This is a genomic window from Wolbachia endosymbiont of Onchocerca ochengi (assembly GCF_000306885.1).
In the GTDB taxonomy this organism is placed as follows: Bacteria; Pseudomonadota; Alphaproteobacteria; order Rickettsiales; family Anaplasmataceae; genus Wolbachia.
Map to the genome: position 1 here is coordinate 866,703 of NC_018267.1, position 21,648 is coordinate 888,350.

A 21,648-nucleotide genomic window follows, 5' to 3' on the forward strand; every position below is an offset into this window, starting at 1 on the left:
AATCGCGGAACACAATTTTAACATATGCTGCAGTAAATTATATGAGTGGGCTAATAATTGCTAGAGAAAAAGAAACGGCTACTTTAGAAAATAAGTTTTTCCCAATTTGCTAAGTTCGTTGCAGAATATAATTGACGTCGTGTGGAAAAACGTAAACCACTTTTAGCAAAATTAATGTAATCCTACTTGAGTAAACAGATCTTAATAAATACAATTTAAAGGCATAGTTTGAGGTCCTATAAAATTATTGTCTAGGGTTTTTCATGATGGCATAAGAATTGCTGTACCTAAAAAACTGGGTGGATGTGTTATGTCATTTACCTCTTTTGATTGATAAATATGGAAATGGATAAGCTGTGATATTTTTTTAATGAGTTGCTATAGTTTGCTACGTAAAAATCTGATTATTAATAGTACTGAGCATTTTTGAATGTGTATTAGATATATCAAAAAACCATATATTAATTATTTGTGACTCAGCAGTTTCTTAGATATTTAAAAATTAATATATAATAAAAGAAACTACATAATCGTATTACTGCAAAAATAAGTTTGAAGTCTTTTGACTCACGTGAAACTAAAAAGTATTTTAGATGTTTAAAAGTCAATTTCAACCACCAACAGGTACTACAGATTTATGTAATAACGGAAAAAATACTACATTACCTAAAAACAATAAGTAAATGATTGTTAGTGATTCAAAATATTAATGAGGTCCATTTGAAAAATGGATGGTTTGCTATTCAATGAATTTAATATGCTGTTTACCCTTTATATGAAGATGTAAAGAACCAGAAACGTATATAAAATTTATATGACTATAAAGAGGTTAAAAGGAATTAGCAAAAAGAGATAATAAAAGCAACTAAAATCACTGAAGGTGGTGCTACTTGAGTACTAAATCAAGGAGTTTAGAAAAAACAGGATTTATTAGATGTTTTTTACACTGAATAAAGCAATAAGAAAAACATATTATAGTATATGGATGAATATGTGTTATTTTTTTCAGCATGAATTAAACCATTCAGAGAAGAGATGAAAAAGGTAGTAACAATGGGCATTCACTATCAGAAATTAACAATAAAAAACAGCCTGCAAATGCAGAAAAACAAGTATTTTAAACAGTATATTTTAAATATGTCAATATAATTATAAAAAAATTAATATAAAAGCATATAGGATTTATATGTAGAAAATCGGCAATATCAGTATCGATATAAAATACAGTTAAAGAATCTGGTGTTTAAATAGGTCTAGCTTTTGATCGAAAAGATATGCATAATACTTTATGAAATAAGCATAGCAATAAGCCTTATAGTACAAAGGAGTTTATTAAATATTGAAGAGAAAAAGAAGTAGTTTGTGTGGAGAAAATGAAATCAAAGAAGTAAATATTCTGGATATTAATTACTGCAAGCAGGATTTACAAAAATCAATTAAAAAATGCAATATATTACGTAATTACACTAGAAGATTTGCTTTAAGTTATGTATAACAACCTACGCGACTTTATTAAAGCCTTAGAAGAAAAAAAGGACTTGATTAGAATCAAGGAAGAGGTTTCGACAGTTCTTGAAATGACAGAAATTCACCGTAGAATTCTGTTAAATAATGGACCAGCTATCATTTTTGAAAATGTTGTTACAGAAAACGGCAAAAATCCAATTCCTGTTCTAGTGAATTTATTTGGCACTATCAATAGAATAGCTTTAGGTTTGAACATAAATCCTGGTAAACTAAGAGATCTGGGTAAATTTTTAGCATTTTTGCAATCTCCTGAGCCACCAAAAAACTTCAGAGATACTATAAAAATGTTTCCTTTATTAAAAGCCGTATTATCGATGCGAAGTAAAGTAGTGAGCAAAGCCCCATGTCAAGAGGTAGTGCTGACTGGAGAAGAGGTGAACCTTGCATTACTACCCATTCAGACATGTTGGCCAAATGAACCTGCACCGCTTATCACTTGGCCGATTGTGGTAACAAAAGGACCAACGGAAAACAGACAAGATAATTTCAATCTTGGTATATATCGCATGCAGGTCATAGATAAAAAAACGACTTTGATGCGTTGGCTTACACACCGTGGTGGGGCAAGTCATCACAAACGATGGAAAGAAGAAAGGCGAAACACAAAATTTCCTGCTGCTGCTGCGATTGGTGGTGATCCTGCAACACTTATTGCTGCAGTAATTTCATTGCCAGAAACATTGTCAGAATACCAATTTGCTGGACTGCTGCGAAAAAAGCCCATCGAACTTGTAAAGTGTAAGACTATACCACTTCAAGTGCCAGCTCATGCAGAGATTGTTTTAGAAGGCTACGTGAGTTTGGATAAATATCAAGATGAAGGGCCGTACGGAGACCACACCGGCTATTACAATTCTGTTGAGCAATTTCCTGAGTTTAACATTACTGCAATTACTATGCGTAAAAATCCAATTTATTTCAGCACTTTCACTGGCAAGCCACCAGATGAACCATCAATCCTTGGCGAGGCACTTAATGAAATTTTTGTGCCAACTCTTATTAATCAATTTCCAGAGATAGTAGACTTTTATCTGCCACCAGAAGGGTGTTCTTATAGAATAGCAGTAGTGTCAATCAAAAAATCTTATCCAGGACATGCAAAAAGAATTGTTATGGGAATATTTTCCTTTCTAAAACAGTTTTTATACACAAAATTTATTGTAGTTGTTGACGATGATATAAATATCCGTAATTGGAAAGAGGTAACATGGGCAATATCAACGAGAATGGACCCTGTGCGTGATACTATCATGATAGAAAATGCACCAATTGACTATTTAGATTTTGCCTCTCCTGAAAGTGGACTTGGAAGCAAAATGGGGTTTGATGCAACAAACAAAATCCCACCTGAAACTAAACGGGAGTGGGGAAGAAAAATTGAAATGAGTGAGGAAATAGTAAGGAAAGTTACGCAAAAGTGGAAGGAATATGGATTGATAGATTATAAATTATAATGTAGTCCTATGCTTTTGGTGTGCTTGTGAGGCTTTTATACCTTTTATCTTTATTAATATGCTTTTCCCTGTATTATTATGCAGGCCCTATATTTTCACCCTGTCCAAGAGCTACAGTTTGCTTTTCACCTGAAGAAGATTGTACTACGCCAATAATTAATGAAATAGATCGATCTAAAGAATCTATTTTAGTTCAAGAGTACACATTTACTCTTGAAACAGTTGCGGATGCTTTGATTAAGGCTAAAAAGCGTGGTGTTGATGTCAAAGTCATCTTAGATAAATCGCAACTTTATTCAAAATATAGTGTAATAAATGAATTATCTGCAGGTGGAATACCAGTTTGGATTGATGATAAACCTAAGATTGCTCATAATAAAATAATAATCATTGATGATCAAAGAGTCATCACAGGATCATTCAATCTTAGTAGAACAGCTGAAAAAGGTAATGCCGAGAACCTACTAATTATTGAAGACTATCCTGAACTAATTCAACAATATGTGAAAAACTGGGAAACACGACAGTCTCAATCTTACAAATATACTTTCTAGGTACTGCCAAAAAGTAGATATTTTAGTTAATTAATGTAATAATAATGTCAAAGATTTACTATGCATCTTTTTCATGAATTCTACTACTTCCCAAAGTTCAAACCTGTTTTATTATATTCATTATGTCCTTGTTTAACAATTGATACATCGTTTTTACACTATAATTATCAATTTCTATATTCTCCAATATTGTAGCTTTTACTAATAATAAACCTTTTACAGCTTTTTCCTCCTTTTTTATCAACCCTATTATAGTTGACGAGATTTTACCTATTTTTTCATTAAAAAAATTCCTTGAACTTTTTTGATTAATAAACTGCTCTTTTTCATTATGTAGGCTACTCACTTTTTTATTAAATTTAAGAAACTTACATTCTCTACAACATTTTCTTAACCTAACAAACATGGTACTAAGACCTATATATAATCTAACTTTAAAAAAGTCTACTTAAACATTTTTTTTAACTGATTAATTTCATCAGCAAAATTTGAGTCAGTCCTTATAAAATTTTCTATCTGTTTTACTGCATGTATAACAGTAGCATGGTCTCTACCACCAAAGCTCCTTCCAATATCTGGAAAACTTTTTTGTGTAAACTTTTTAGCAAAATACATAGCTACCTGCCTCGGCCTTACAAGAGCACGGAGTCTTCTATTAGAGTGCATATCTGCAACTTTTATATTAAAAAACTCAGCTATCTTTTTTTGTATTTCTGCTATTGTAATTGGCTTATGATTTGATCTAAGAAGATCTGCTAGAGTTTCACTGGCTGATTCTACTGTTATACTTCTTCCGATCAATGAAGTATGGACAACTTTATTTAAGGCTCCCTCTAATTCTCTTATATTAGATTTTATGTTTTTTGCTAGAAATTCTAGGACATCATCTGGAACGTATATATTCATTTGTTCCACCTTGATCTGCAATATACCAAGTCTTAATTCAAAAGTCGTTTCATTAATATCTGCTACCAACCCCCAACCAAGACGGGATTTTATTCTCTCCTCTACTCCGTCAAGATCACTAGGAGATCTATCAGCTGATATAACCAATTGCTTATTTTGGTCTATCAATGCATTAAAAGTATGAAAAAACTCTTCTTGCGTACTATCTTTACCACTAATAAACTGCACATCATCTACCATCAATACATCTACCGATCTAAATTGTTCTTTAAACAACATGATATCTTTACTCCTTAGTGCTGTAATATATTGGTACATGAATTTTTCCGCTGATAAATATACTACTTTTCTTTTTGCTGGAAGAGAATTGACTATGTACCAAGCTATAGCATGCATTAGGTGTGTTTTACCAAGCCCTACCCCGCCATATAGAAACAAAGGATTGCTACCTGATATTGGATCTATTATAGACTCTGCCACACGTTTCGCAGCTGTAAACGCTAGCTCATTTGGCTTTCCTACTACAAAGTTATCAAAAGTAAATCTCGGATCCAGTGGTGAACCAAGGCTATGATTATTACTCTCCTCCTTACTCTTTGCTATAGCATTAGAACTTAAATCCTTTTCCTCCCCGGTTACTCGAATATCAATAGAACGTATATTTTTATCCTCACTTTGCCATAAAGATAGTATCTTCTCCATATAATGAACTGTAATCCACTCCTTTATAAACCTTGTTGGTACAGATAACAAAACTTCTTCATTGCTACTACTGACAAATCTAAGTGAACTTAGCCAGCTGTTATATGTCGCCTTCCCATAAAGATTATAAAGACAATTCTGGATTTTTTCCCAAGTAACATTGTGATCTGTTACTGTAACAACTTGGTCAAAAAACATAGCAGAAACCTTAGAGTTAATTAAGCTCATACACTACACCAAGAAAAAAAGTAAATAATCAGAAAAACAAAAGGTAATCAATAATTTTGTTGCAAAGTGAAAAGCTAACACTACTCAATACACACTAAAAATTATGGTGATTTTTGATGAGTTGTAAAGGGTATAAAAGCACTAAAATTAAATCTTATTTTCTTTCAATAAATGAACTCCACTTATCCTTAAGTGCTTAGCAGTGTACTAAAAAAACAATAATATATCATATATAAATATAGTATTGAATGTATTGGCAAAAAAGTAAAGTGCCAGTATAAATATAACTAACTTAATATAAACTTACTGAAATAAATTCATGAATATATTAAGTAATCTAAACTATTATATTCAATTTGGTATTGAGCTAGAATTTTATATCGAAGGAATAGAGAAAGAGTGCTTATTTCTCAGTAATGCTAAAGACAAAATAGCCTTACTTGGTTTTTTCTGTGAAAAAGAGACCTCTATACACCAATATGAGATAAAAAGTAGTTGTTATACGAACTTTAATGACTTAATTAAACACTTTGAGTTAGTAAAGGGATTAATTACTGAAACAGCACAAAAACTTGGTGGTAATACTTCCTTTAAAGCAAAACCTTACTTAGACAGAGCAGGTAGTGCATTAAATGTGCATGTTAACTTAGTTAATTTACATAACAGCAACTTATTTTATTGCAGTGAACAAAAGTACAGTGATTTCTTGATTTATAGTATTGGTGGATTATGTGCTATGATGAAAAAAGATATGTTATTCTTTGCTCCTAACAATGATTCATATCTCAGATTTCAGTACCCAGATATTCACACCCCAACTACAGTCAGTTGGGGTGTGAATAATAGAACTGCTGCGATTAGGACTTTAAGTTCCAGCAGTAAATGTCGCTTAGAACACCGCGTTCCCGGAGCAGATTGCAATCTTGAAAAAGTACTTATAGCTATAATTGAAGGTATCATTTTTGGGATAGAGAATAAAATCATCCCACCAAATAGAGTATACGGAATTGCATCTGACCCCCAGTATAAGATGGAAAGTTTAATATAAGTCTCAACCATTTTACTACCATATAGGTATTATATTTACTTAAAAAATAAACTAATTAAATCATATTTTTAAATATTTTACATACTGTCATGTTAAACACATTTCTTTACTCCATCTTTTCCACTTATTGCTTATTGTTTCTTTTAATTCTTCGTTATACTGTAAAGATAACACCTGTCTTCTATATGTAAGTTAAACATTACATTTAAAGATGTCTACCGGACAAACCTTTTACCATTCACTGTAATGTCATACGCTGACTATGTTTACATTTACATCAGTTTTTCAAAAAGCGCGATTTTTTTCCCTTTCAAAAACTCTTTAATTTTTCCCTCAGCTACTCTACGAGTTACTTCTAACTAATTTTTTAATACCACTCCCTCTTCTTTTAGTTTACTAAACTCTTTCTCTAACCTTTCTCATAATTTTTGATTTTCTAACTCCAGTCTGTTACGTACTATAAAGTAATTTCTGTTTAAACTAACAAATCATTATCAGTAGTAGAAGTAAGATTACTACCAACATACTTTTAGATATGACATCAAACAATAATATAGAATTAGATCCTTTACTTTTTATTAATATCATACACTTTTTTATTAATTTTTTATCTTCTCTTGACAATAAGGCATGATTCTCACCTCATTTATAATCATAATTCAAGTTAAAACCACCTTCTTAAACATATCTTCGACAAGTCAATTTTTCGTTTGATAAATAATATGCTCTTCTTTTAATTTATGATTTCTCTTCTCACTTTTTCAATAAGTGTTACCACAATAGACACCCAACCCACCAACATTTCTTTCTTGCTATAAAATAGCACTAACCTTAATCAGCTCACTTCTATTACAGCCAATAAAGATTAGCACTGAAGATTTTATCTACTTTAAAGTTTCTTCATAGTAAATTCAAAAAACTACTTTTCTAATACCTGCTTGTAACTTCCCACTTTTTTTACTAATTCTATCTAATTACCTACACTTTCTCAAAAAGTCCTCACTTTTCCATTTATTATTCTAATTATATACTTTTATTTAAAAATTTTATTGATTATTAGATTATAAACACACCACTCAAGATTTTTTTAATATAGTAGTGAAGCTCTTTTTGTTTTTCATAAATCATCAAAGGAGGATCTTGTCTACTAAATTTTGTTGTGTAAAATCTTCTACTATCCCACTCGCTCAATAACAAACGTAATTCTCCATAATTGATAAAGCCAGGTGTTATATAAAAATCTTCTGCAAGATTATAATGCTTTTAGTTCTTTCCCATGCAAAGACCCACTCTCTCCTATTTTCACCAATACTACTCATAAGTAACTTAATATTATCATAATCTACCTTAAGCTTTTTTGCATCATTATATTCAGTAAATATAATTCATTATTTAATTTTAACAAGTTGTTTGTCCCATTTGAAATAAGAACTACTCTAAAGTATGAAACAAGATCATCTTCTAAAAAGATTACTTACTTTTTCCACACTCACTGCTTTACTTTTCTCTACCTCATTAGTCACAGCAAATAACCTACCTCAAAATAAACAATCATACTTTAAAGCTAACAAACCTTCTTTATATTAACTTTGATTATAAATCTTAACTAAGTTGAAAATAACTACAAGTGTTAAACTTGAATTTAACTCTTTCACTCCTCTCCACATACTAAATTAACCATTGCTATAAATTTATAGCACAAAGCCATTTTAACTAACAAACTCACACTAAAGGTAACACAAATACTTTTTCGTTAAACAAGCAATTTTTACTGGGTAGTAGTTAATTAAGATATAAGAACTCTTTCAGAAAGTTTAAAATCCCTAAGCTTAATAACATCCTCCCTTTTTGGACTGGTTGAAATTAAATGAATTGGCACACCTATTAATTCCTCTACTCTTCTTATATATCTTATTAAATTTGTAGGTAACTCTTTAACCAACCTTTTGCCCTGAGTTCTTTCTTTCCAGCCAGGAAATTCTTCATATATTGGCTCTAATTTTCCCTGTATTGCATGTGATGCAGGTAAATAATCGTACACCCTTCCATTGTACTCATAACCAGTACATATTTTAATTCTATCAAAAGAATCAAGAATGTCTAGCTTAGTTAATACAACACTTGAAACTCCAGAGAGTTGTACTGCTTGACGTACTAAAACTGCATCAAACCAACCGCAGCGTCTTTTCCTATTACTTACTGTTCCAAGCTCCTTACCTATAGAAAATAAGCTATCTCCTAGTTCATTTTTTTGTTCAGTAGGAAATGGACCGTTGCCTACTCTTGTAGTATAAGCTTTTGCTACACCGATAACATAAGCATTGGAAGAGAATCCTGAACCTGTTATTGCTTGCGATGCCACAGTATTGCTTGAAGTAACAAAAGGATATGTCCCATGATCAATATCTAAAAATGTGCCTTGAGCGCCCTCAAATATTATTTCCTTGCCTTCTTTTATGAGATCGTTCAATATTCTCCATACTGGTTTCTTATACGGAAGAATTTTTTTTGAGACTTCTTCAATTTCCTTTAATATTTCCCCTTTTTTTGCTACCTGACAGCTTAAGCTCCTTCTGATAGCATTGTGGTAACTTAGAAGAGTATCAATCTTTCCATTAAGCTCATCTGTATTTTCTAAGTCGCAAAGGCGTATAGCTCTTCTTCCAACCTTATCTTCATAACATGGTCCTATTCCCTTGTTTGTTGTGCCAATTTTATGATTCCCGTTTAAATTTTCAAACAACTTTTCCTTGTCCTTATGTACACTGAGTATTAATGGGCAGCTTTCAGAAATCATCAAATTGTTAGGGTTAACATCTATTCCTCTAGTTTTTAATAACTCTATTTCTGAGATTAGGGCATGTGAATCAAGAGCAACACCGTTTCCTATAATGGATATCTTGCTTGTCCTTAAAATAGCAGAAGGCAGCAAATTTAATTTATAAACTTCACCATCTACTACTATAGTATGCCCTGCATTATTTCCCCCCTGGAATCTAACAACCACACCAGCGTTCTCAGAAAGATAGTCTACCATTTTACCTTTTCCTTCATCACCCCACTGTAAGCCGACAATTACAATGTTATTCATCAATACCTTCTGATCAACATGTAAATATTAATGCAGTACACTACAAATGACAAGGATAAAATAAACCTACTACTGCATAGCTATATAATAAACTTTTAGTAAAGTGTATTTAAAAATTTCTCGACAAATTGTATAGCCCTTTTATCATAAAGCTGAAGGTATTTAATTATCTCTAATTTCTGCAGACTAAAACAACAAGAAACTCTCATCTCAATGTTGAATAAAATACTTAGAGTTTCAAAATCCAGAAAGATACCTCTTATATAGAATCTACAAAAACTGATAGTTTATTGTATAAAAAACAATAAAGATCTTCATATAGAAACAACCTGCATGTGGAAGTGGCGAAAAAGCTCAAAATTTCTTGATAGAAATTGCTATAGAATTAACTTCCGTTGATAGAAAAAATCAACGAGCAAGAACCAAACCTGCTGATAATCTTTCTTCTACTGAAATAAAACTGTGTAATAGATATTTGATAAAAAATTTTTCATAAAATCTCCAAAAGCAGCATTTCAACCAGTTATAGCTAGCGTTAGTATAATATTATTACAAGCAGCATCGTATTGTACATCGTAGAAGTGCATATACATATAGTATAAAAACAGTTACATGAAAGCTGATCAGCTCTCTTAGACTTTACATTGTATATTGCCATAAATACTAATCTCGAAAAAGTAGAAGACATCGAACAATTTACTACTCACCTTTTTTGAACCCAACATAGTATAGTATGGTTTATTGAACACTCTTTTTTCATAAAAAGACTCTAAATTTTCTCTTCATTTCTCTGGGCAAGATTACAAATAGCTATTTAATAGAGCTAATATTATATGCTACTTTATCTTCCAGAACACTTAATTTAACACTAGACTTTGATCTCGTATATTCAATGTCACTTAGAGTAATAAGTCTAATTGTCAATGCAGTAGCTATAGTTATACTAACTATAGTCAAAAATATTGATAATATTACATAAAGTATCTGTAATTATCTTTAATTTTTTAAAAAATAATCAACTCCCCGTAATAATCTTCATCATCATGAATTACAAAAAAAACAAACATTGATACTTACGCAGTAGAGCTAAGAATTTCAGTTATATCTAAATTGATAAAAATAACTTACAGTAAATCATTTTTTAGAGCGTTTCTACAATATGGTGAGCTTCTTTTTTATTTTCTTTAATCGTCTTAATAGCTCTCCTAATTATATATTTTTCTGTTAGTGATAACTTTGCTCTAGTAAACAGTACATACAATGATTTATTGTACCAATCCTTTTGTCCTTGTGTCAAACTTTCATAATCAGGCATATAATTTTCGTATTAAAAACAACATAATTTAATTATTGTACGATTTATATAAAAAGTTAGCAAATTATAAATTATAGGCGACAGATTTTATACTTAAAAAGTATTATACATGTCGTCTGTTATGGTTACTATCTATCCGTAACAGAAAAACGAAAAATACTTTACCAGCGTTTAGTAACTCTCCGCAGGACTGTTAAAATCTCTTTAATTGCTGTAATGAGGAAAATCATCGTTTATTTAAATACCACAACAAAAAATAATAACCTTTATCTTGATACTTAAACAGTAGATCTATATGCTAGGCACTGTAATCTAAATGCAGTCACTTAATTAAAATTAAGTTTTCCGTATTTTAGGTATCAGCTATTCTTATGAAAGTATTTTCACTTCAATATTTATATATTAATCACACTTTTGAATAAATACCTTTTTATCTTAGTTAGGCTTTGACTACCTCTCGTTATTAGGCTTAAGAATACTTTTTAGTATATTCAAGTAAACAGTATATAAGAACTGCAGTTGTAGAACATGCAATTGTTAACAGTGCATTTGACAAAACGCAGTAAGAAAAAAACTTCCCTATTATATATATTCCGATAGCTCCGAACATCATATTACAAAATGAGAGAACTCCACTGCCAAGTCCTATACCTTTAATTGTTTCCAAAGCAGAAGTTACATTATTACTTATTACAAGTGCAAGACCTATATTACTTGGAATCCAAATAATTTGAAGAACAAACATACTTAATTTGTTTATAGAGTAAAAATACGCCAATAAACTCTCAGGTATTATTGGCAATATTAAACCTATTATTAACATTCGGCTAACACCTATTTCTGGCACACACTTTCTATTAACCAAAGCTCCGATTATGAAAAATATAACTATGATTGATATGAAATAACCGAAATACTGTACTTCAACACCAATAGACTCAAATATGAAAGGGTAGTTAGCAACATACGCCCAAAGCCACATAAAAGTTAATCCATGAATAGCCGAAAATCCAAGAAAACGATAATTTCTAAACATCGATATATATTGCTTGAAAATATCAACAAGCAAATTAGCTATACTAATTTTATTTTTACTTACAGCAAGTGTTTCTTGTAACTTAAAGTAAATAAAAATAAGCATAATAATTGCTGCTAGTGATATAATAAGAAACAAAAATTTCCAGTTATATCCGTGTGAAATTATATAACTACCTACCACTGGTGCTATTCCAGGTGAAAGTGCTACCACCATATTTAATTTTGAAATCATCCTCGAATACTCACTACCTGAGTATATATCTTTTATTGCTGCATACCCAACAACACCTGTAACACCAGCTCCTATTCCTTGTATAAAGCGAATTAGTATTAAGAGCACAATATTATTAACCATACAACACATAATACTCGCCAAAGTAAAAACTGTCATACCAATTAGCATGATCGGACGCCTACCATAATAGTCAGATAGCGGACCATAAATTAGTCCAGATATCGCAAATCCAACTAAGTTTAAGCTAATAGTAAGCTGCACTACACTGCCTTCTACCTTAAAATGATTAGCAATACTCGGTAATGCGACTAAATATAGGTCAGTTGCTATATCGGCAATTGCTACAGATAGTATCATGATAAGAGAGATAATATTTTGTATTGCCACTTAATTGCTTCGCTGAGCTACAGAAGCTTTATTATAATAAATTTTCCTTAATCAGTACATTAGTTTATCACTACTAGAACTGAAGATAGCTATTCGAAGGATAACTTTGCCTAAGAAGAAGTGGAGAAAAAGAAAAGAGTTTTCTCTGAGATAAAGAGTCAGCTTAAACAACAGAAGTAAAGAAACACTGAAATTCACCTCAGTCAAGGTCTTTGACATATAAATCTTACCTAAACCCCATAGCGTAATGAATAAAGCGTTTTTTGAGGAAATTTGAATTTTCAACTACCATTAAGCCAAGATTTCTCAGTGTTTTAGTGCAAAATACTCTATTAGAAAAGATCCTATTTAACCAATCAGTTGCAAGCGCCATAGTAAAATTATCACAATATCTATCACATGAAATTTTTTTCAATAAATAACTACTACCAATGTCAATACCATATGCTTTTACAGCAGTTATTTGCTTTATAATACTTTCTATATCTCTAATTCCAAGATTAAGTCCTTGACCTGCAACAGGATGAATCAAATGTGCTACATCACCGATAAGCAAAACTCTGCTTTTATACAATCTTTTCGCAAAAGCAAAACTCAAAGAATAAGATTTTCTTCTACCCTCTAATCTAATTTCCCCCAAATAAGAGCCAAATCTTTTTTTGAGCTCTATGATAAATTCTTCTTCAGCTAAGTTCATTAGCATTTTAGAAACTTCAGATTTTTCTGTCCAAACTATTGAAGAAGTATGGCCACCCTTCATTGGCAAAATTGCGAACGGACCACCAGGAAAAAACCGTTCTACAGCTAAATTTTGGTGATTCAATTCATGTTTTACATTAAATACTATGCTATTTTGCTTGTAATCAAATTTCATTACCGGTATAGAAAATAACTCCGGTAATTTAGAGTTTTTACCCTCAGCACAGATAAGTAACGACGATATTAATTTCTGGTCATTATCGAGAATAACCTCTACATATCCTGCATCACAAATAATTGTCTTATAGGAAAGTGGAGAATATATGTTTAGCTTTTTCAAAAAATTATTATTGATTGCATCCCATATAGCAGTATTGCTGATAACATAGCCCATTGGTTCTTCACTAACTATTTTATGATCATAATGTACAGTAACCGGACTATTTTCATCTAGTATGAATATATCAAGTATAGGTTCTGCTTCACTTTCTATGATCTGCCAAATTCCTAATTTTTCCAATATTTTTCTCGAACCTTGAGAAATAGCAAATACTCGATTGTCATTAATTACATGCTGTAGATTACTTTTTTCAATCACAGCTACGGATACAGAGTTATTGCTGAGACCAATGGCAGCAATAAAACCAAGTAACCCACCACCTGAAATAATTATATCATAATTCATTTGCTGACCTTTAAATTACATCCTACCTACTTTAAAAAAGTTTAAACAACCTTTATAGATTGCATATAAAAGACCCCATATCTTTAGCAATGTTTTTATAAATCTTCATCAAATTCTCACTTAACATCAGGGGATTTCCACAATCAGAAGCACTGCATATCTGTGGATCTAAAGGAACTCTGCCCAAGAGCTTTATTCTTAATTCCTCAGATACTTTTCTTATGCCACCTTTTCCAAAAACATACATTTTTGAGTTACCTTGAATAAAATAACTCATATTTTCTACAATACCAATAACTGGTACGCTGAGCTTTGTAAACATGTCGTAAATTCTACGGGCCTCAATCAAAGCAAGCTCCTGCGGAGTTGAAACTATCACCGCTCCAGTTAAGTTAAAATTTTCCATCAGACTTAGATGTACATCACCAGTTCCAGGTGGTGTATCAATTATTAAATATTCTATATCCAACCATTTCGTTCCCATTAGCAAATTGTAAAGTACTTTTGTGACCATGGGTCCACGCCATATTGCTGCACGATCTTTATCAATAAAATAGCTAATTGAAATAGTATGTAACCCATACTTTTCTATAGGTATTGCTTTGCCATCCTGTATTTTCGCCTTTAATTTTTCAGCACCAAGCATTTTAGGAACTGAAGGACCATATATATCTGCATCAACTAATGCAACTTTATGTTTCAATTTTACTAATGAAAGAGCAAGGTTTATTGCAACTGTAGACTTACCTACTCCTCCTTTACCAGAAGCTACAACAATTATATTTTTTACCCCATCAATATGTAGTTTAACTCTCTGCTTTATAGCTTGTTTTTGATTAGTAGCAACTATAGTCACCTTTCCTACCCCTAGTATGGCCTTAACAATTTGCTCACAACTTTTTCTCAATTCTTCATTCGGTGTTTGCATGTCACCAAAAATTTCAAGAACAAAACTAACATTTCTACTACTATTAATAAGAATTGAGGATACTATACCAACACTTTCCTCTACTATGACTTTTTTTAAATTCTCTTTTACAATTCCTTAATTGATCATTAAATATACTTAATATCACCTAGTATATACTGTACGAACAGTATAGCTTAAAGTCAATTTCTATCTATCATCTAACAATGGGAGAGAACAGATATAAATAAGCTTAACTACCTGGACGCAAGCTTTACCGTTATATAACTTCTTAAAAATATTTCCTTTCTTTCTGGAGAAAGTATAATGAGGTGAGTATTGCAACACATACTCTAAACAAAGTTTCTAATACCATAATCTACAAGGAGGCTTTATAATAAGAAATTCTTCTGCTGCCATTATCAACAAAAATACAGGAGAAAAACGTTATGTTTTTCCTGATCATAAGAGGTTTTTAACGCAGTTAATAAATAGAATAATCACAAGATAGAGAATAAAATATAACTACCTTTAGTAGCACAACTCAAGCGAACCTAGATCTATACATAAACATATTCACTTTTGGACACTTAAAAAGTATAAGAGACTTACTTGATGCTTAAAACTGGGATATATAGTTAGTGGATTTTCAATTTAGCTCTTTTGACCTGTTCAGGTAGTTAATGTGAAGGGTTAAGATAATAAATAAAGTTATTAACAAAACAATAAAAATGCCTAATATATTTATAAACATATACATTTCTACTTAAAGCTTGTTGTATAAAGGATAAGATTTATACTGATAGTCTTTAAACAGTAGATGAAAGCATTCAATTTGATTAAAAAACCTGAAGCTGCAGAAAAAGAGAGTGAGGTAATGAATGAAGATGAAGAAATTTACTCTACAGTAAGATAGATTTACTGAAAAGATTATTCTAGCATCGGAGTAGATAATAAAGAAGCAGGTAATGAAAATTGATTAGTTTAGTGCGATCATTATAAAATTTACAAAGATGGTAATAAAAATTAAATGAACAATTAGAGAATGTAAGTCAGGAATTAGAACTTGAACGTTTATAAAACATTTCCTTTAAAAGAAGAAAATAAAGAATTTTAATCTAGTAATTAAAAATTTTAAAAAAAAGTTGAAAAAGTAAAAAATACACAATAATAGAAAAATAGATTCTATCAAGAAAATATGAAATTAGTAGCTCAAAGCAAAGAGGTTTAAAAAGCATAAACTTAATTTATCTCATGAAACAGGAGCTTACAAATAGAACTAAATCATGAAAAAAGTAAGGTCAAAAAGCAAAAAGGTATCATATCTAAAAAGGATAATCAGATAAAAAAAATTGAAAAAAGAAAGAGAAAGAATTACGAGAAATAAGCAAAGAGTTCACTGAGCAAAATGGAATCGATCAAAACAGCTACAAAAAGCCTAGCTTTTTTATGAGCTGAGCTAGCAATACTGTAAATGTTAATTTATTAAATTCTCAAAGAGTAGTTAGATCAATCTCTTAGCATAGAATAACAACTCTTCTTTTGTTAAAGTGTAGGAGCTATTTTCCCAATGTTGTCTTAGTAACTCTAAGTTTTTACCTAAACTTTTTCCTGGTTGTTGACCTATGTTTACCAAATCATTACCAGACAAAGGAAATTCTGGAATATCAAACGCTTTGGCAAACTCAATATATTTGTCAATATTCTTTCCAGACTCAACACCATAAATTTTCACTAAATCGCAATATAATTCTTTACCAAAGAAAGATATGTATTTTTTTTGCTTCCTTTCCGAAAGCTCTATTTTGATATTGTTGGATAATAAAAATAATAGCTTTTTCTTTTGCTTGTTCGAAAAACGTAAAAACTTGCTTACATATTCTCCAAGATGCACCTGATCATTCTTTTCAGTAGTTCTAAGAAGTAATGCTAATTTTGTTAGCGCGTCAATTGGTTTGATATCATCCAAGTAGCTAACATTGGGACCTAGGAAAGATGTATGAATTACAGTATCACATGCTGAAATAACAGATGGCTCTGCAAGAAGTTTAGTATTAATAAGAAGTGGCGAAGATAGAATTTCACATTTTACTTCTTTCGGAATAATTTTTTGTAAAACATCAGATTTCTGCATACTCTTAAGAGTCATAACCGGATTGTCGCACTCCAGCAACTTAAACATTTCTTCTCTTATTCTCTCTCCAGAAAGGTTTTGAATCATGTGTGAATGCCTTTTGCATACATCCAATATTTCATCACTCAAGTCTCCAACGCATATTTTAGCGTGAAAACGAAACACCCTTAAAATACGCAGATAATCTTCCTTAACCCTGCCTTCAGCATCACCTACAAAATTTAACCTTCGTGCTTTTAAGTCCTGAATACCACCAAAGTAATCATATATATGACCGTACTTATCTGCATATAGAGCGTTAAATGTAAAGTCACGCCTTGAAGCATCAGCCTTCCAATCGTTGGTAAATTCCACTTTTGCATGTCTACCATCACATTTAATATCACATCTTAGTGTTGTAGTCTCAAAGGATCTTCTGTTTAAAATTGCAGTAACAGTTCCGTGTTTCAAGCCGGTTGGAATAGCTTTTATGTTACGTAGTTTTAGTGCTTCAATCACTTGACCAGGAAATAGATTAGTGGCTAAGTCAATATCATGAACATTGCGCTGTAGAATTGAATCTCTCACACACCCACCAACAAGCCTTATTTCACCACCAAACTCTTCTACGGCATTAATAATTAGACTGGTTTCATAGTCAACAACTTGCATTTAGATTAGCAATAATATTGCAGCTCATACTATATAAAATATCTGTAAAAAGTCATACATAAAAATACATAGGACTATGAAGATTTATCTTACAAAGTATTTGTGCTGTTGATGAAACGTCACTTTTAATTCTTCTATACTGCTATTACATGACGGGCCTAAAAAAGTTTTGTTCTTTGGAACGTTTTATAACCTACCTATTATATTCATTAACATTTTTTGCTAATATTTTCTCAGATACCTTTTCGACTTCTCCTTTCCATTATACATTAAAACGTTATAACATTATTAAGATCCTCACTTAACTGAAGTTTTTTTTACTAGTGAAAGTCTTCTTGCCTTCGTTTTATTCAACTTCCATTTTTATCAATCAATGGTTCGAAATGAGCACTACCTTTATTTGTTATATATAAAACATCACTGTCGTTATAATTAGCCCTACTTATATTTATCTATATTTTTTGAACCCTGTATCATCTATCAATTGATGCAAAAACAGGTTCTATTTATTTGGATTTTCTACAATATGTAATTTTCACACAACTTTTTTTATAAAGTATTCTACTTTTAACATTAAGGCACTCTAGAATTCATCTTCTCCAGTAGTATTGATACATTAATCATACATAATTTCACGATTCTTATAAATTTACTCGTTGACCTCATCAAAATCATTGCCGATTGCACTTGTAAACTACTTTAGCAGGATTGTTTTATACAAACCTCCTACAACTATCTCTCTTAATTACTTAAACCCTGTTTAAATTAGTAAAAAAAACAGCTTTCATTGATAATCACCTTCCCAGTATGGAATTTACCAAGACAAAAGCTAATCACTTAAAGAATACCATTCACTGTTTTAAGCTCCTCAGCCTTTTTAAATTTTTAACACCATATAGCTGCTTGACAATCTCCACTTATCAGTTATAGTCACAGTTTTTCCTCTATAATATTAATTGTTTCTATCTAAATAAGAACTTAATAATTAAGTATAGCAAAAATTTTTAAATTGTACAACAATTATAATTTTTACAGCAAATATGAGCTTTAACTGTGGCATAGTAGGATTACCAAACATAGGAAAATCAACTTTATTTAATGCACTTACACAATCAAGCATAGCTGAAGCTGCAAATTATTCTTTCTGTACAATCGAACCTAATATTGGCAAAGTGACAGTAAAAGATCAACGTTTGAAGCAAATTGCAGCGATAGTTAATTCAGAGAAGATAATCTACAATCAGTTAAAAGTCGTAGATATCGCAGGCTTAGTAAGAGGTGCAAGTAAAGGCAAAGGACTCGGTAATAAGTTTTTAAGTCACATCAGAGAAGTTGATACCATCATTCATCTACTTAGGTGTTTTATGGATGACAATATCAGCCACGTGCACAATAAAATAGATCCAATATCAGACGCTGAAGTAGTGGAGATGGAATTAATTCTAGCCGATATTGATAGCATAGAAAAGAGACTACCTCAACTAGAAAGAAAAGCAAAGCAAGGTGATAAAGAGCAGAAGAAACAACTTGATTTAATGCAGGAGGTTTTAGCTAGCTTGAAATTTGGTAAACCTGCAAGAAGTTTAAGAAACATAGATGAAGATGAAATGAAATTGCTTCAATTGCTGACAACGAAGCCAGTTATATATGTCTGTAATGTTGAAGACTCAAGTATCATAACTGGTAATGAACTATCTAAAAAGGTAGAAAAAATAGCAGAAGAGAGCAAGAGCAAATTCTACTGTATTTCAGCAAAACTTGAAGCAGATATTGCAAATCTCGAAGACGAAAAAGAAAAACAGAGTTTTTTATCAGAGTTTGGTTTACAAGAGTCAGGACTCAATGGAATAGCTCGTATTATATATGAAGTGTTGAATATGATAACTTTTTTTACTGTGGGGCCAAAAGAAGCACACGCTTGGCCGATAAAAATAGGATCGACAGCTGATAAAGCAGCAGGTGTAATTCACTCTGATTTTGAGAAAGGTTTCATAAAAGCAGAAACTATAAGCTTTGCAGACCATATAAAATATGGAAGCGAATCAGCTTGCAAAAATGCAGGCAAAATCCGCTTCGAAGGTAGAGATTACATTGTACAAGATGGTGATATAATACACTTTAGGTTCAAGGCTTAACATACCCGATACTAGCAACAGTTCTTTTTGAGGAAAAAACTCTACCTCCTACAGCTATTCTCTAGTCAATAGTAGAGCTAGGCATACCAAAGCCAAACATAACTATAACTATATTCTTACATATATGGCACTTACTTTAGACATTCTCCTAAAACTCCATGCGAAGCTTCACTCTTTATAAGTATAGCTTCGTTTTGTTTAGTTAATTCTAAAATACCCTTTGGTCCAACATCTTTACTAACAATAGCTGATTTCTTATCATCAACTTGATTAGAATTTATATTTAAAACAACAGTATAGTTTAGTTTTTTTCTAGACTCATCTTGTACACTCAACCAACCTCAATGTTACACATTGCAAACTTTTCAAAGTAGTAGCTTTTCTATTACTTATCATTTTTCTGAATTGCTACTATTTTTACCATTACTGTGTATGTGTATATTTTTTATTTTACTTTTCTCTTCTTCTATTCTTTTATTTTTTTACTAAAATACCTACTAATTTCTAAAATTAGCTTGAAACTAATAAAGTTAATATTAAGATTTCATGAATATTGTGAACTTGATCTTGTACATTGTTTGAAGCCCATTAAAGAAAGCAACTAGTATCACTATACGGAATCTCTCATTTAGAAACTCTCTTGTATCAAGTTCCTCTGTGCTAATCACATACCTAAAAATACATTCATTCTTACTACGAATTGCCCTTTTTATAATACCTAATACTATTTGTACTCCAGAATCATTGTCAAATTTATACTCGTTTAAAAAATTCTTTGCATAACTAACTTTTCTTGAGAAAGATCCTTCAATAACTATAACATCACACTACTATTAAACTATGAAATAATGAGCAATATATCTAGTATCAGTGTCTGTAAAAGCTAAAGTTTAGGCGTGTAACATTACCGGCACAAATTCTCTATCGTTTGCAACTTTATCAGCATATTAGGTAGAATTATTAAAGAATTAATTAAACAAGTATTATGACTAAATTTAACTCCATCTACAAGTTCTCCATTTGTTACTCCAGTTACAATAAACACTGATTTATCTCTTACCATATCTTTTATGGTGTAGATTTTTTCTAGGTCCTCAATATTTAAACTTCTTGCTTTCTCCTTTAACTGGTACGTATCAAATATTAATCTCCCCTCTATCTGTCCGCCGATTGAACTGAGTGCTGCAGCTGTTAACACTCCTTCTGGTGCTCCTCCTATTCCGATATACATATCATGATTGCCATTTATTAGTGAAACTACAGCAGTAATATCACCATCATCTATCAGTTTAACTTTCGCTCCTAACTTTCTAATTTTTGCTATTAATTCATTATGCCTTTCACGTTCAAGCACAGTTACTACAAGATTACTTATTTTACACCCTTTTGCCTTAGCTAGATTACCCAAATTTTCTTCAACACTATTTCTTAATGAAACTACACCTTCCGGGAGACCCCTTCCTACTGCTATTTTTTCCATATAAACATCAGGCGCATGCAAAAAATTACCCTTTTTTGTTGCAGCAAGAACAGACATTGCTCCTTGTTTATAATGAGCACAAATTGTAGTACCTTCGAGTGGATCAACGGCAATATCAATCTCAGGACCATTCCCTATACCAACCCTCTCTCCAATATATAGCATTGGCGCTTTATCTCTCTCACCTTCGCCAATTACAATCGTACCATTTACTTCCATAGAATTCAGTACTGCTCGCATTGCATCAACTGCAACTTGATCAGCCTTCTTTTCATTACCTAAACCTACAAATTTATATGCAGCAAGTGCTGCAGCTTCAGTTACTTTGATTAATTTGTACGCTAAATCTTCCATCATTTATTTAAGAATAACAAGTATTTAATATATATTACACCATCCAAAATTGCAAGATTCTCTAACTAATTGTAAAAAGTCAATATAAATAAGCATAGCAATATTTGATAAGATCTGA

General features: G+C 31.3%; 14 protein-coding genes. 4 read left to right on the forward strand and 10 right to left on the reverse strand.

Annotation, left to right across the window (positions count from 1 at the left end; translation table 11 throughout):
* Window positions 1–1,487 precede the first annotated feature (1,487 nt).
* Entirely contained in the window at window positions 1,488–2,981 is a 1,494-nt protein-coding gene (locus WOO_RS03220; RefSeq protein ID WP_014869245.1) for a UbiD family decarboxylase, read from the forward strand.
* A gap of 26 nt (window positions 2,982–3,007) precedes the next feature.
* A complete protein-coding gene (locus WOO_RS03225) occupies window positions 3,008–3,535 on the forward strand; it encodes a phospholipase D family nuclease (protein ID WP_025264160.1) in 528 nt (175 codons plus the stop codon).
* Between the two features lie 97 nt (window positions 3,536–3,632).
* On the opposite strand, the gene WOO_RS03230 is transcribed toward WOO_RS03225, so the two are convergent.
* Entirely contained in the window at window positions 3,633–3,941 is a 309-nt protein-coding gene (locus WOO_RS03230) for a hypothetical protein (RefSeq protein WP_014869247.1), read from the reverse strand.
* 38 nt (window positions 3,942–3,979) lie between these two features.
* On the reverse strand, window positions 3,980–5,371 hold the full coding sequence (gene dnaA, locus WOO_RS03235; RefSeq protein WP_014869248.1) for a chromosomal replication initiator protein DnaA: 1,392 nt from the start codon (window positions 5,369–5,371) through the stop codon (window positions 3,980–3,982).
* Between the two features lie 319 nt (window positions 5,372–5,690).
* Here dnaA and WOO_RS03240 point away from each other — a divergent pair, with 319 nt between their 5' ends.
* Complete coding sequence (locus tag WOO_RS03240; RefSeq protein WP_014869249.1) at window positions 5,691–6,419, forward strand: type I glutamate--ammonia ligase; 729 nt, start codon at window positions 5,691–5,693, stop codon at window positions 6,417–6,419.
* 1,786 nt (window positions 6,420–8,205) lie between these two features.
* Here the strand turns inward: WOO_RS03240 and WOO_RS03245 are convergent.
* From WOO_RS03245 to WOO_RS03265, 6 genes are all read right to left on the reverse strand, one after another.
* Complete coding sequence (locus WOO_RS03245; RefSeq protein ID WP_014869250.1) at window positions 8,206–9,510, reverse strand: adenylosuccinate synthase; 1,305 nt, start codon at window positions 9,508–9,510, stop codon at window positions 8,206–8,208.
* A gap of 1,141 nt (window positions 9,511–10,651) precedes the next feature.
* Window positions 10,652–10,825 carry a hypothetical protein gene (locus WOO_RS04035; RefSeq protein ID WP_014869251.1) on the reverse strand — a complete coding sequence of 58 codons (174 nt, stop codon included), beginning with the start codon at window positions 10,823–10,825 and terminating at the stop codon, window positions 10,652–10,654.
* 469 nt (window positions 10,826–11,294) lie between these two features.
* Window positions 11,295–12,485: a multidrug effflux MFS transporter gene (locus tag WOO_RS03250; RefSeq protein WP_458695088.1), complete on the reverse strand. Its 1,191-nt coding sequence runs from the start codon at window positions 12,483–12,485 to the stop codon at window positions 11,295–11,297.
* Window positions 12,486–12,711: 226 nt separating this feature from the next.
* Window positions 12,712–13,869 carry a 2-octaprenyl-6-methoxyphenyl hydroxylase gene (gene ubiH, locus WOO_RS03255; RefSeq protein WP_014869253.1) on the reverse strand — a complete coding sequence of 386 codons (1,158 nt, stop codon included), beginning with the start codon at window positions 13,867–13,869 and terminating at the stop codon, window positions 12,712–12,714.
* A gap of 52 nt (window positions 13,870–13,921) precedes the next feature.
* Complete coding sequence (locus WOO_RS03260; protein ID WP_410543188.1) at window positions 13,922–14,797, reverse strand: Mrp/NBP35 family ATP-binding protein; 876 nt, start codon at window positions 14,795–14,797, stop codon at window positions 13,922–13,924.
* A 1,483-nt stretch (window positions 14,798–16,280) separates the two neighbouring features.
* Window positions 16,281–17,561 (reverse strand): CCA tRNA nucleotidyltransferase, encoded by a 1,281-nt coding sequence (locus WOO_RS03265; protein ID WP_014869254.1) that lies wholly within the window; start codon window positions 17,559–17,561, stop codon window positions 16,281–16,283.
* Between the two features lie 1,040 nt (window positions 17,562–18,601).
* Here WOO_RS03265 and ychF point away from each other — a divergent pair.
* Window positions 18,602–19,696 (forward strand): redox-regulated ATPase YchF, encoded by a 1,095-nt coding sequence (gene ychF, locus WOO_RS03270; RefSeq protein ID WP_014869255.1) that lies wholly within the window; start codon window positions 18,602–18,604, stop codon window positions 19,694–19,696.
* A gap of 131 nt (window positions 19,697–19,827) precedes the next feature.
* On the opposite strand, the gene WOO_RS03275 is transcribed toward ychF, so the two are convergent.
* Both WOO_RS03275 and glpX read right to left on the reverse strand, forming a co-directional pair.
* Window positions 19,828–20,031 (reverse strand): hypothetical protein, encoded by a 204-nt coding sequence (locus WOO_RS03275; RefSeq protein WP_044135434.1) that lies wholly within the window; start codon window positions 20,029–20,031, stop codon window positions 19,828–19,830.
* 569 nt (window positions 20,032–20,600) lie between these two features.
* Window positions 20,601–21,530 carry a class II fructose-bisphosphatase gene (gene glpX / locus WOO_RS03280; RefSeq protein WP_044135436.1) on the reverse strand — a complete coding sequence of 310 codons (930 nt, stop codon included), beginning with the start codon at window positions 21,528–21,530 and terminating at the stop codon, window positions 20,601–20,603.
* Window positions 21,531–21,648 lie beyond the last annotated feature (118 nt).